Origin of the sequence: Faunimonas pinastri (assembly GCF_900110915.1) — a bacterium.
Lineage (GTDB): Bacteria > Pseudomonadota > Alphaproteobacteria > Rhizobiales > Afifellaceae > Faunimonas > Faunimonas pinastri.
In genome coordinates, this window is record NZ_FOFG01000004.1 from 111,880 (window position 1) to 124,932 (window position 13,053).

The 13,053-nt window shown below is 65.8% G+C and carries 9 protein-coding genes; 5 read left to right on the top strand and 4 right to left on the bottom strand.

Annotated elements, in window-relative coordinates; genetic code table 11:
• Nucleotide 1: 1 nt before the first annotated feature.
• Nucleotides 2-937, bottom strand: a complete 936-nt coding sequence (locus BMY25_RS07310; protein WP_092495983.1) for an NAD-dependent epimerase/dehydratase family protein — start codon at nt 935-937, stop codon at nt 2-4.
• Between the two features lie 41 nt (nt 938-978).
• A complete protein-coding gene (locus tag BMY25_RS07315; RefSeq protein WP_177176768.1) occupies nt 979-3,933 on the bottom strand; it encodes a glycosyltransferase in 2,955 nt (984 codons plus the stop codon).
• Between the two features lie 323 nt (nt 3,934-4,256).
• Between BMY25_RS07315 and BMY25_RS07320 the strand changes: the two genes are divergently transcribed.
• The 4 genes from BMY25_RS07320 (at nt 4,257) to BMY25_RS07335 (ending at nt 7,890) form a co-directional block, all read left to right on the top strand.
• Complete coding sequence (locus BMY25_RS07320) at nt 4,257-5,696, top strand: KpsE/RkpR family capsule polysaccharide export protein (RefSeq protein WP_143061905.1); 1,440 nt, start codon at nt 4,257-4,259, stop codon at nt 5,694-5,696.
• Entirely contained in the window at nt 5,693-6,091 is a 399-nt protein-coding gene (locus BMY25_RS07325) for a hypothetical protein (RefSeq protein ID WP_092495986.1), read from the top strand. Before BMY25_RS07320 ends, BMY25_RS07325 begins: the two co-directional genes overlap by 4 nt.
• Before the next feature lie 252 nt (nt 6,092-6,343).
• Nucleotides 6,344-6,649, top strand: a complete 306-nt coding sequence (locus BMY25_RS07330; RefSeq protein ID WP_092495987.1) for a hypothetical protein — start codon at nt 6,344-6,346, stop codon at nt 6,647-6,649.
• Nucleotides 6,646-7,890, top strand: a complete 1,245-nt coding sequence (locus BMY25_RS07335; protein WP_092495988.1) for an NAD-dependent epimerase/dehydratase family protein — start codon at nt 6,646-6,648, stop codon at nt 7,888-7,890. The genes BMY25_RS07330 and BMY25_RS07335 overlap by 4 nt, the downstream gene beginning before the upstream one ends.
• Before the next feature lie 19 nt (nt 7,891-7,909).
• On the opposite strand, the gene BMY25_RS07340 is transcribed toward BMY25_RS07335, so the two are convergent.
• On the bottom strand, nt 7,910-11,002 hold the full coding sequence (locus tag BMY25_RS07340; protein ID WP_177176769.1) for a glycosyltransferase: 3,093 nt from the start codon (nt 11,000-11,002) through the stop codon (nt 7,910-7,912).
• A 46-nt stretch (nt 11,003-11,048) separates the two neighbouring features.
• Entirely contained in the window at nt 11,049-11,810 is a 762-nt protein-coding gene (locus BMY25_RS07345) for an SGNH/GDSL hydrolase family protein (protein WP_092495990.1), read from the bottom strand.
• 197 nt (nt 11,811-12,007) lie between these two features.
• Here BMY25_RS07345 and BMY25_RS07350 point away from each other — a divergent pair, with 197 nt between their 5' ends.
• Nucleotides 12,008-13,033 carry a hypothetical protein gene (locus tag BMY25_RS07350; protein WP_092495991.1) on the top strand — a complete coding sequence of 342 codons (1,026 nt, stop codon included), beginning with the start codon at nt 12,008-12,010 and terminating at the stop codon, nt 13,031-13,033.
• Nucleotides 13,034-13,053: the final 20 nt, after the last annotated feature.

The window sequence follows — 13,053 nt, forward strand, 5'->3', positions numbered from 1 at the left end:
GTCAGGCGGCGGGCGCCTCCCCTCGCTGCCCCAGGAACCAGTCCCAGGTTTGCGCCAGGCCATGGGCCAGCGGGGTGGAGGGGTCGAAGCCGAGTTCCCGCCGCGCCTTGGAGACGTCGCAATAGGTCGCGACCACCTCGCCCGGACGGAAGGGCTGATAATCGACCTCCAGCGCGCGAGGCGCCACCACGTCCCGCATCGTGTCCAGCAATTCGTTCAGCGACGTCGGCCGCCCCGAGCCCAGCTGGATCACCCCGGAGGCACCTCGCTCGATACCGGAAAGGATGCCGCGGCAGAGGTCCTCCACGAAGACGAAGTCGCGGATCTGGCTGCCATCGCCATAGACGACGGGTTGCCGCCCGGCCAGGATCGTCTTGAAAAACGCGGCCACCACGCTGCCCTTGTGGAAGGAGCGCGGGCCGTAGACATTGGCGAAGCGCAGCGACAGCGCCTTCAATCCGTAGCTTGCGGCATAGGCGCTGCAATAGCCCTCGACAGCGAGCTTGGAAGCGCCATAGGGCGAGGCCGGCCGGGGCACCATCTCCTCATGAACCGGCGGCTCCACCTCGCCGACGATCGCGCCGCCCGTGGAGGCATTCACCAGCCGCATGATGCCCCGCGCGCGCATGGCTTCCAGGAGGTTCAGCGTGCCCACCACGTTGGAGCGCATGTTGAACATGGGATCGGCGATGGAATCCATGACGCGGGTGTCGGCGGCCAGATGCACCACCGCGTCCACGCCTTCCAGCGCCGCGTGGATCGCATCGGGATCGGCGAGGTCGCCGGAGATGAAATCCGCCTTCAGGCCGGCAAGGTGCTCCCGCTTGCCCATGCTCTCGTTGTCGAAGACGCTGACCTCGTGGATCCCCGCTCCGTTCAGTGTCGCGACAAGGTTGGTCCCGATAAAGCCGCAGCCGCCGGTGATCAGAATCCGCATCGTCAGGTCCTTCGAGTTGAGCCGGCTCTGCCAGCGTTGCGTCAGGCCCAGGGCCAGAATCGTCGTTGCCGGACCTGCCGTCCGGCGATCACCATCGGCGACCGTTTCAGGCGCAGGCCGTTCTGCGCGATGACGATGTCGATCCGGTGCGCCTCGCCCGTGCCCAGGCTTTCCGTCAGCCGCAGGCGGAAGCCGTGTTCGCCCGTGCCGACCGATTTCTGCGCGAGGTCGTCGCGATACTGGTCCGCCCGGATCGCAGCCAGGAATCGCCCGTCCAGGAAGATCGCGGCATCGAGCTCGCCATCGGCGTCGGAGCGCGACCGCAGCCAGCCCTGCACCACGCCCTCGTCGCTCGGATCGCAGAAGCCCTCGAAGCGCGTGGGTCCGATATCCGCGGCCGGCGCGAAAACCTCGATCGGTGCGCCCAGAATTTCCCCCGTGCCTGCGATCCTGAGCTGGACGGTGCGGGTTCCTGTTGCGAGCCGGGCGAGAAGCCCCGGCGCGAAGGCGGGGAGCTGGAACAGATGGCCGTCCCAGCTCGGCGGGAGATCCGCCCGCGCGAAGCTCGCCCGCCGCATGGCCGTATCCACCGCGACGACCCGGCCCGCACAGACGGCCTCCAGCGTCAGGTATTCGCCGGGACGATGCCGGTCGCGCACCCAGCCGTGGATCGCGCCGTTACGCACGAAGAGGACGCGCCCCTCGGCGCTTTCGCCCGTCAGCAGCATGGAACCCGCGGCGGGCCCTCGGCCCCTCCGGGAGGGGTCATGCGGTGCAAGGACTTCTCGGCCGCTCCGCCCGGCCATGAGGATCGCTCCCACACGGGCAACGATCGTGCGGTTGGCGGATGGCGGGGCATTCAGTTCGAGACGCCGCTGCCGCTGGATGGCCAGCCGCGTGAACAATCCCTTGGCGAGAAGAAGGCCGCCCGCGATCTCGCCGGACGGCCCCGCAAGCTCCGGGCGGACGGCACGCACCGCGCTACCCAGTTCGTCATAGCCCCGGTCCCTCAGCCATTGGCGGGAGAGCCGGGGAACCGTGCCGATGACCGAGAGGCCGGTCGTGCAGCGAAAGCCCGAGCGGGCCGCGCGTATCGCGAATTCGCGCTCGTAGCCCAGCACGCGGTAATCGCCGGTGAAGCCACCCGTTGCCCGGAAGCAGGCGCGCCGCACGGCCAGCGGCTGGGCCGCGACCTCGTGGGAGAAGAAGCCGCCGCCTCGCTCCGCGACGATCGGCGCCCGCAGCAATTGCCGTCCTTCCCCGTCCGCCGCCTCTTCCCGGAACAGGAAGTTCAGGCAATCGGCGCCCGAGGCATCGAAGATGCCGGCCGTCTCGGCGAGCGCCCGCTCGGCCAGCTCCATCCCGCTCCAGATGAAAAGCAGGATGTCGGCTGTCGCGATCGCGGCCGCACTGTTCAGCGATGCGCCGGCATCCTGGTCGGCGGTATCGATGACGCGGACGGTTTCCCGGGCCGAAGTCAGCTCGCGGGCGGCCGCGACCGCACCATGCGCGGGCGAATCGATGGCGATCACGACTTCCGCCGGCGGTCGCCCCTGCGCATCCAGCGAACCCAGAGTTCGGGAGAGGCTTTCGAGATCGCCGGCATGATAGATGCAGACGGCCAGCGACGGCTCCGGCGACGCCGCCGTCTCCCGTTCATGTTGCGGAGCGGCGGGCGCGCGGGTCGACAGGCGACGGTGGAAAGCGCGCCAGACCTCCGTGTTGGCGTCGTTGTCGAAGCTGGGGGCGGCGACATAGGCTCCCTCCGCCAGCGCCTTGGCCAGGCAGGCGGCGAGCGGGATCGGGTGCGGTCGGCAGAGCACCTCGCCGCGATCCTCGGCGCGGATCAGTTCGGCCGTGCCGCCGACATCCGAAGCGATGAACGGTATCCCCGCGGCCGCCGCCTCGTGGACGGCCAGCGACGCATTCTCGATCAGCGACGGCATGACGGCGAGCCGCTTGCCGGAAAGCAGATAACGCAGCGCGTCCGGCTGCGGGAACTCGGAAAGGATCCGCACGTCCGTCGGCCAGTTCTCCGTCACCTCGCGGATGAAATCGACGACGGACTGGTCCGGCCGCGCCGGAAGGCGGGCGCCGGGCTTGCCCATGAAGCTGACGACTGGGGGAAGCTTTATGCCCTCGCGGATCATGCGGGCGACCGCGTCGCAGAAGATCACCAGTCCCTTGCGCGCTTCCAGCCGTCCGAAAAAGACGATCTCATCCACGGCCCGGCGCTGGCCCGCCTCATCCGGCCGCGTCGGCAGGACAGAGGGCAGCTGCAGGATGTTCGGCTGGACGTATGTGCGGCCCGGCGGGAGTTCGTAGCCCTGCGCCGCCATCCAGCGAAGCAGGTGCGCGCTGCCGCCGACCACCATGTCGGCAAGCTCGATGCTCCGCCGTTCCGCGTAGATGCGGTCGAGTTCGTCCGGCCGCTCCAGCGGCTGCAGTCCGTACATGCGGTTCCACAGCCAGGGCGACGAGGACTTAACCACGAAGAGAGTGTCGCGGCAGGCGAGGCCCTGCTCTTTCGCCGTCAGGCTGAGGAGCCCCGCGCCGCGCCATTCCGACAAGTGGACCACGTCGAAGCGATGCTCGGAAAGATAGCGCATCATGTTGAAGGACGGGCGCAGCCAGCGCTCCTGCGGCCCGACAAGGCCTTCCCGCATCGCGTGGTTGGGCGCCGCCACCAGCCTCACCCCGAGCCGCAGATAGTGCTCCGCCCATTCCTCCACCGAGCCGACATCCACCTTGTGGCCGGGCAGATAGAGGATCGTGACATCGTGGCCGGAGGCGGCCAGCACCTCGGCCAATACCGCATAGGTTGATCCGATGCCGCCATTCTGCACCGGGCCGACAATGTCTTCGGTCACGATGCAGATGGAAAGCGGCCGGACCTTGGCCGGCCCCTCCGGCGCGGCGCTCCGGAGATCGGGAAACGCGCGCGACCATGCATCCTCGATGCCCGACCCCGCTCCCAACCCGGAGTCAGGCTCCATTCCCGCCCCGGTTTCCAGCCAGGACCTTTCAAAGTCCGACAAAGAACAGAGTGGTTGGACGGAGTGCTCCATGAAGTATTTCACAGATGGACTGTGCCGATCCTGTCAGGACCCGGCTCTGCCCGGATCAAGATATCCATGACGCAAGTAGATTTACAATACACACCAATAGGTTGCATATCTTCACTTGTCGATATCGTGATTTATCACGGTCCAGTTGCCAATTCTCGTGACTATGATCAGATTCTCCTTTCGGTCCAGTGGTGACATTTCCGAATCTCTCGTGATAATCTCCTGCAGACACGCTCCGCGGAGAAGCATTGGTGACTGTCCCCGAAGCGGATCACAGCCAAGGAATCGGGGACCGCGGGTTCGCTGCCCGGGAGAGCGCCGAGTCCTATCGCGAGGGTTATGCCGCCGAGGACCGTCCGGGGCAGGACGCTCCCGGCGAGCAGGAAAGCTCCGGAGCAGCCGCCGAGACCGCGGCGCTGCGCCGGGCCGTCGCCCGGACGGAGCCCCTGCCCGCCCCGCTGCCGCCCCTTCGCTCCGAAGTCTGGCCCGACTGGAAGCCCCAGAATCCTCCGGCCGTCCCCCAGGTTCAGCAGCAGCGCATCCCGGACCTGCCGTCCCTGCCGCGCATTCAGGAGCGCCGAACCGGCGCCATCGCGCTTTCCTTCGCCGTCTTCGTGCTCCTGCCGATCCTGCTGACCGCGCTTTATTCCTTCTTCATCGCCTCCAAGGAGTACGTCTCCGAATTCCGCTTCTCCGTGACGGACACGAGCGCAAGCTCCGGTTCCGGCAGCCTCCAGACGCTGGCGACGGTGATCGGCGGGGGCGGCAGCAGTGCCGGTGGCAGCCAGCAGAACTACATCGTCACGGATTTCCTCACGAGCCGGCAGGCCGTGGACGAACTGGAAAAGCGCATCCACATCCGCGAACTCTATTCCGGCGATGTGGGCGACCGGTTTTCCCGCTTCGACGATTCCCGCTCGATGGAGGATTTCGTCGCCTATTGGAAGCGGATGATCAGCGCCAGCTTCGACCCGGTGACGGGCATCGCGAACGCCCGGGTGAAGGCGTTCCGGCCGCAGGACGCGCAGCTGATCGCACGGACGCTGGTGACGCTCTCGGAAGAGCTGATCAACGATCTCGCCTTGCGCTCCCAGAAGGACGCCGTCCGCTTCGCCGAGCAGGAGGTGCAGCGCGCGCAGGACCGGATGCAGACGGCCAAGGCCGCGATGGATGCCTACCGCAACACGGAAGGCGTGATCGACCCCAACTCCAATCTCGTTTCAAGCAACATCGATCTGGCCAAGACGCTGCGGGCCAATCTGAGCGCGTTGCAAACGCAGCTGGCGACCCTGACGCGCCAGCACCTCGATGCGTCCTCGCCGGCCGTGCAAACGGTGCAGACGCGGATCAATGCCACGCGCGACCAGCTCGCCAGCATCGAGCGGCAGGTCGGCAACAATCGCGGCGGCAGCGAATCCTTGACGCGCGTGGTCTCGCAATACGAGAAGCTCGACATGGATCGGCAATACGCACAGACCATGCTGGTCAGCACCATGCAGGCACTCGACCAGGCCCGCGCCAATGCTGCCGCCCAGCACCTTTATCTCACGCCCTATGTGCAACCCGCTCTGCCGGAAAGCGCCAGCTATCCCCGGCCCTTCCTCGCCACCATGCGCACGGCCATGATCGCCGCGTGCCTCTGGTTCATCGGACTTGTTCTTGTCCGCGCCATCCGGGACCACGCGCGATGAGCGGCATGCCTGCCCCGCGGGCGCTGGCCTGCCGCAAGGTGCCGTCGACCGCCCGGTTCGCGATCGCCTGCGCGGTTCTCCTCGCAGCAGCGGCGAGCGGGCCGGCAACGGGCCAGACGCTCGGCCTTCCCTATGGCACCTCGCCTCCAAGCGCGACCTCGTCCGGCGGCGCGGCGGCGGACCAGCCGAATCCGGGCGCCGTGAACAGTGCGATCGGCAGCCAACAGGCCGGCGCAGGCTGGGGGCACTACGAAGCACCCGGCCGAACCAGTGCCACGACAAAGCCCCTGTCCTATGGCACGGACGCGCAGGGCAATGCCTGGGTCTACGATCCCGCCACGGGTCTCACCCAGAATTTCGGAACGGGCGAGACGCGTTATAGGGGGCGGAAGTGAGATTTCAGAACAATGATGCCCCAGAGAGCTATTGAGAAATAATAGACTTAAAACAATTCTATTCTTGGCAAAACATTTCGGCAGAACCACAACCTGGAGTTATTAAAATCACCCTGCGGTTTATGGTGGGGAACTCCAGAGGCTTTATCCTGATACCGCATTGAACGAGGTGGGTACCTTCCTATGCTTATCGTTATAGACCAGCCTAAGAGCCTCCGGGTGCTTCGAACATACCAGGATGCAACGGGATCGGTGAAGCGGGAGCGTCTCGGCGTCGTTTCTAAGAGCACCTTCGACGTGCCCGACGAGATCGCCTCGACGCTGGCCGACGACGAGGCACGGGATCTTGCCGAAACGATCGAGGTCTATCGCCGCGCCGGGCAGATGCGGAAGCAAGTCGCCACCCTCACTTTTCCCGAGACGGTTCGCGAAGTTCTGGAATATGTCGAGAACGGCGCCAGCGAGAGCGAGAAGAAGGTTGTGATCACCAGCCTTCTTGAAGCAATGCGTGTGATACGCAAATTGGAACGCGAGGAACACGGGAGCCTGATGGCATGAGCATTCTGACGCGACACCCGAGAGCCAAGGGCACCGTGATGGTGCTGGGTGGCGATGGATTCTGCGGCTGGCCGACAGCCCTTCACCTGTCCAATCTGGGCTACGAGGTCGTCATCGTCGACAACCTTTCGCGTCGGAAGATCGATGTGGAGCTCGGCGCCGAATCGCTGACCCCCATCGCAACCATGGAAGCCCGGCTCGCGGCCTGGAAAGAGGTGAGCGGCAAGACCATTCGCTTCGTCGACCTGACGCTGGGCGAGGACTTCCACGAGTTCGTGGAACTGCTGAGCGAGGTGCAGCCCGAGGCCATCGTGCACTTCGCCGAGCAGCGGGCGGCCCCCTATTCCATGAAGGGCGCGCGCCAGAAGCGCTACACCGTCTCCAACAATCTCTGCGCCACGCACGACGTGCTCTGCGCCATGGTGGAAGCGGGCGTGGATTCACACCTCGTCCATCTCGGCACGATGGGCGTCTACGGCTACGGCACCGCCGGCCTGACGATCCCGGAAGGCTACCTGCCCATCACGGTTCAGACCGCCAATGGCCCGCAGGACCTTGAGGTCCTCTACCCGGCCAATCCGGGCAGCGTCTATCATATGACCAAGACGCAGGATCAGCTGTTCTTCTTCTACTATAACAAGAACAACGCCATCCGGATCACCGACCTCCACCAGGGCATCGTCTGGGGAACGCAGACCCCCGAGACCGCCCGGCATGAAGCGCTGATCAACCGCTTCGACTATGACGGCGACTACGGCACGGTGCTGAACCGCTTCCTGATGCAGGCGGCGATCGGCTATCCCCTCACCGTGCATGGTTCGGGGGGCCAGACCCGCGCCTTCATCCATATTCGCGACACCGTCCGCTGCATCGAGATCGCCATCGCGAACCCGCCGAAAAAGGGCGATCGCGTGATGATCCTCAACCAGATGACGCAAACGCATCGCCTGATCGACCTCGCCGAGAAGATCTCGGAAATGACCGGCGTGCCCTACGAGCACGTCCGCAATCCTCGCGTCGAGGCGGCGGAGAACGAACTGGTCGTCAGCAACGAGCAGTTCCTGGCGCTGGGCCTCAACCCGACCAAGCTTGAAGACGGGCTGATGGAAGAGGTGCAGACCATCGCCAAGCGCTTCGCTCACCGCTGCGACAAGAGCAAGATCCCCTGCGTTTCCACCTGGCGACGGGACGAGCCGCAGCCGGTCGAGACGACGGAGCCGCCGCTGGCCGCCACGGCCTGAGGGCCATAGCCTTCTTGGATCAATTCACTGCCGGCCCTCGGGCCGGCAGTTTGCGTTTGAAAGATGCGCCGGCTCCGATGCGGGCGTCTCGGGAGGCCTTCGCGAACTGGACGGAATTGCCCTCCAGCAGCAGCCAGCCGCGCTTCAGGAGCAGTCCGGTCTCCGACGAGACGACTTCCACGGTTTTGGCGGGGCCTTCCCGTAGCACCTTGGGCACGGTGATCGAGAAGCCGTAGGCGCCCGAACCGATCCCGTTGTCGCGAAGGTCGAGCCGCTCCGCATCCGCCGGGATCCGCGCGAGGAAGCGCCCGTCGATGAAGATGCTGACATCCACGACGGCATCCGGCTGCTTCGGCATCCAGGCCCAGCCGCGCACGACGCCGCTCTGGCTCGGATCGCAATAGCCCTCGATGCCGAAGCTCTGCAGCGGCCGATCCGGCGGCGCCACGAGCGAGGCGGGAAAGGCGATGTCGGTCCCTGCGATGCGGAAGGACACGCTCTTGCCGCGCCGCTGCAATCCCAGTGGAAAGCGGCTACTGAAGACCGGCAGCACGAAGCCGTGCCGCTGCAGCGCCTTCGGCAGGTTCAGCGCGGTCGGCAGATCGGCATTGGCCTTGATGCGCGACACCGGCTTGTTGTTGATCAGAACTTCCAGCTCGACCGGACGCGCCGGCTGCTGTTCGTCCACGATCAGCCCGAGAAGCTCGCCCTTGCGGGCCGTCAGCACCGCGCCGCTGAACCGCCCCTCCGGATCGAGGCGGGAGCGCGCCATCTGCTCGCCGATGTTGCGGACCGTCCGGTTGGGTGAGGACGGGGGAGCGGCCTGTGGCTCCGCAGCGTCCGCCACGTCGCCCATGAAGGCGGAGAACATGCGCGAGAACGTGCCCTTGGCGGCCGGACCGGCGGAGGCCCGGGCGGGCGCCGAACGTCCCGGCTTGGCCCTCCCACCGCCGCCCGGCCGCGCCTGCAGGCCCTTGCTCATCAGCAGCAGCTCGCGAAGCGCCAACGGCACGGAGGCAAGCTGCGGGCGAATGGCGCGGAACTGGCTGACCGGCTCGTCGTAACAGCGCTGGTAAAGCCATTCCTCGTTCCAGGCAGGAACGGTGCCGAGTTCGACCAGAGCCGTCTCGCAATGCAGGCCGTTGATTTGCGCGTTGGCCACGAATTCGTAATCCTGCCCGAGGACACGGTAATCCGTGGAGAACCCGCCGGTGACCGCAAATGCGGACGCGCGCACGAACAGCGGCAGCGCCGTCAGGTCGGTGCGGAAGAAAGCCTCCGTCACGCTGCCCAGCACGATGGCGCTGAGATAGTCGCGGTCCGCTTTTTCCGGCCCATGGGCGACCCGGTAGAAGTAGTTCACGACATCGGCGCCGCTGGCCTGAGCGATCCCGGAAAGCGCGGTCAGCCCCTCGGCGCGAAGCGTCGAACCGGCCCAGAGAAACAGCAGGAATTCGCCGCTCGCCTGCCCGGCCAGAAGGTTGAAGGCCGGCCCGCTATCGAGGTCGAACGCCTCGATCGCGCGAACGGAAAACGGATATTCCGCGCCCATCCGCTCCACCTGGCTAACGCCATCCGGATCGTCGCCATCGACCGCCACCAGCACTTCCGCCGGCAGATGCCCCTGCGCGGCCAGTGAATCGAGGGTTTGGCGGAGTTCCGCGTCCCCGCTTACATGGTAGAGGCAGGCCGAAGTCGCGGCCTCGTGCAGGACCGGCGGAGGCGCCCTCTTCAGCAGATGCTCCTTCAGCCCGCGCGACAGATCGAGGTGGAACTGCCTCCACTCGCCCAGGACGTCGTCGTTGTGGAAGCTCGGCCGGGCGACATAGCCACCGAGCCGGACCGCCTCGGAGATCTTCTCGGCGAGCGGGATCGGATGGGAATCGCAGAGCACGAAGCCATGGTCCTCCGCCGCGATCAGCTCGGGCGTTCCGCCGGAATCGGAAGCGACGAAGGGGATGCCGCAGATCGCAGCCTCGTAGACGGCCAGCGATGAGTTTTCGATCATGGACGGCATCACCGCCAGCCGGTCGCCGCTCAGGAGATAGCGGATCGCGTCATATTGCTGGAACTCGGTGAGGATCTGCACCTCGACCGGCCAGTCCGCCGTTTCCGAGCGGATATAATCGAGGATGTCCTGGTTCGGCCGCGCGGTCAGCCGTGCGCCCGGCTTGCCCATGAAGCTGATGCGCGGCGGCAGGCGCCCGCCTGAGCGGATGATGCGCTTGATCGCCTGGACAAAGGTGAAGAGCCCTTTTCGCGATTCCAACCGGCCGAAAAAGACGATCTCGTCGATCGGCAGTCGCATGCCCGGCGTCACCGGCCGCTCCGCCATGAGATCGCGGAGATGGTCGAAGGAGACGACATTGGGCTGGACGAAGGTATGCGAGCGGGGAATACGGTAACCTTGGCTGCCCATCCAGCGCAGGAGGTGCAGGCTGCCGCCGATCACCATGTCGGCATATTCCACGCTGCGCCGTTCCGCCGTTGTCTTGGCAAGGTCGTCGAGACGATCCAGCGGCTGCGACCCGTAGAGGCGGTTCCAGAGCCAGGGCGATGACGTCTTGACGATGAAGAGCGTGTCCTGGAATGCGATGCCCTGCCGCTTGGCGAGCAGGCTGAGGTAACCCGAACCGCGCCACTCCGAGACGTGGACCACGTCCATCGGGTGATCCAGCAGGTAGCGCATCATGTTGTAGGGCGCCAGTAGCCAGCGGTCGGCCGAGGTCTGGATCCGTTCGATGCCGCCGTAATTCGGCACGGGTACGAAGGTCACGCCGCGTTGGGCGTAGTATTCCACCCATTCCTCGATCGTGCCGTTCTCGCATTCCTGCCCCTTCAGGTACAGGATCGTCGTGTCGTAGCCGATCTGCGCCAGGAGCTGCGCCAGATAGGAATAGGTCGTGCCGATGCCGCCGTTTCGGACGGGACCGACGATGTCCTCGGTGGCGATGCAGACCCTGAGCCGCCGGGTCTCGCCGTCGAAACGGGGCAGCGCGGCGAGGCCGGGAAATTCCACGTTCCAGGAATCGTGAACGCGCGGGACGAGATCTTCAAGCGAGCCGGTCTGCAGCGGATTGCAGAGGAGTTTCTCGAGGGCGGTACTTCCCAACAGCAAAGAGGCAACTCCTGATCAGGGCGGCGATATCCGGGAGCGTTCAGCCCGGCTTCGGTTGCAGGGCGCGAGCCAGGACGCGGCTCATCAGGTCGAACCCGGCGGCGGATGGATGAACGCGGTCCTCGGCGAAGAGCGGGCAATCCGTCGCCTCGCCGCATTCGGCGGCAAAGGCTCCGTGCACATCGACATAGGTGAGGCCGAATTCTGCCGAGAGCTCGCGGAGAACGTCGTTGGCGGCCAGCACGCGGTCCGACATGCGCCCCTCCACCCTGCCCTTCTGCAGGATGTTGACGAAGTAGACCCGGGCGGCGGGAAATCTCGGTTTCAGCGACCGCAGGAGATCGCGGGCCTTCGCCTCCAGGCTGCAGGGATCGTCGCGGTTGACGCTGTTGGACCCCACCATCACGACCACCGAGGACACCGCCCGGGCGGCTGGCGCATCCACCTGGTCGATCATCCAGCGCGTATTCTCGAAACGGTCGCCACCTTGCGCGAAATTCAGGACAGGCGTGCCGAAGAGATGGTCAAGTTGGTCGGCCGGCCAGCGTCCGGCATCGGAATCGCCGAAGATCAGGGCTCTTGTATCAGGCGGGAGCACGGCGGCCTTATCCGCCAGCCGATCGCTGTAGGGCGTGCCGCGCGGCACTTCCGTCTGCACGGCCGCGCCGCCGCAGGTCGCCCCGGCCGCGACTGCCGCGCTTCCCGTTCCGGCCAGCAGGAGCGCCGCCAGCAGGAACGCCTTCGGCACCGGCCCTGGCAGTCCACCTGTCGAAATGTCCCAGGCTCGTGCGCGCTTGACCATGTCTGCGTCCGCCAATGCGGCATCGGTGCCGCGGCCTCACTATACTCGACGGGGAGGACCCGTCCGCCAGCCTCAGGTTGTATCTCGCGCGAAAGGCTCGGCTCAGGGTTGCTTGACGGTTCGGGCCGATGCGAACAACCTCCGGGCACTCGGGCGAACCGGTCCGCTCTCGCGTTTCAACGTCCCAGAGGTGTGATTTGGCGATACGCGCCCTGCTGTTCGGGGGTTGCCTGCTGCGTGGCCCCTTCCACAGAATCCGCAATGCCGAGCGTCGCAAGCCCGGCACGGACTGGGACGGCGTTCCGGAAGACCTGACCTTCGGCGGCGTCCCCTACTTCACCTATACGCTGGGCGAGATGCTGCAGACAGTGCAGATCTACAAGGGCCAGCGCTACGTCCCGCGCGAGATCAAGACGCTGTGCGGGATCAACCACGATTTCTCGCCCAATCCACGCGTCGCGCTGAACAAGATCGACGTGATGCTGATCGAGCCCAACACCTCCAACGAGATCGAGTTCGAGGGCTATTACCTCAACCGCAATCGCGTCATGGATCTGCTTGAGCGGATCCGTGCGCTCGGCGAGGCGGCGGACAAGCTTGCCGGCCAGTGGTTCCACAAGGGCGTCAACGGCATGAACGACGAGCTGCGTCGTTCCCTGGCCGAAAAGCTCATCGACCTCCTGCCCGACGACATCGAAGACCGGGATTTTCTCTGTGTCTTCCTGCGCAATGCGCGCGGCGAGAAGCGCGATGTGCACACGGCACTGAAAGCCTTCCTCGACGCAGTCGACATCCCGGTGGGACTGGTGACCTTCACATGGCAGTACATGCCAGACGGTCGCCCGATCAGCTGGCCGGCGGACTTCTACAAGAAGCTCATGGCCGCGGCGCACGCGCTGGATCTGCCCTATATCGAGCCGCGTGAATACGTGACCGAATTCGGCATCAAGGCCGCGATGCGGAAGGACTTCAAGCACTACACCGAGGAATTCCAGCCGATCATGGCGAAGGCGCTGGTGCAGTTCGCGAAGGACGTGATCGCACGCGGCAAACCGGACGGACAGGAGATCGGGCGGCTCTCCGGCGATGCCGGAGAGGCCGGTGCCGCCGGAAACGGCGCTATCGAGACTGAGGCTGAGGCCGAGGCAGTCAGAGCCGGCGAAGCTCCGGTAGCCAATCCGGCGGAAAGCGGACGGGCGCCGCTTCTGGCAGCTTCGCCCTGAGCGCCCCGTTCGCCTCGCGC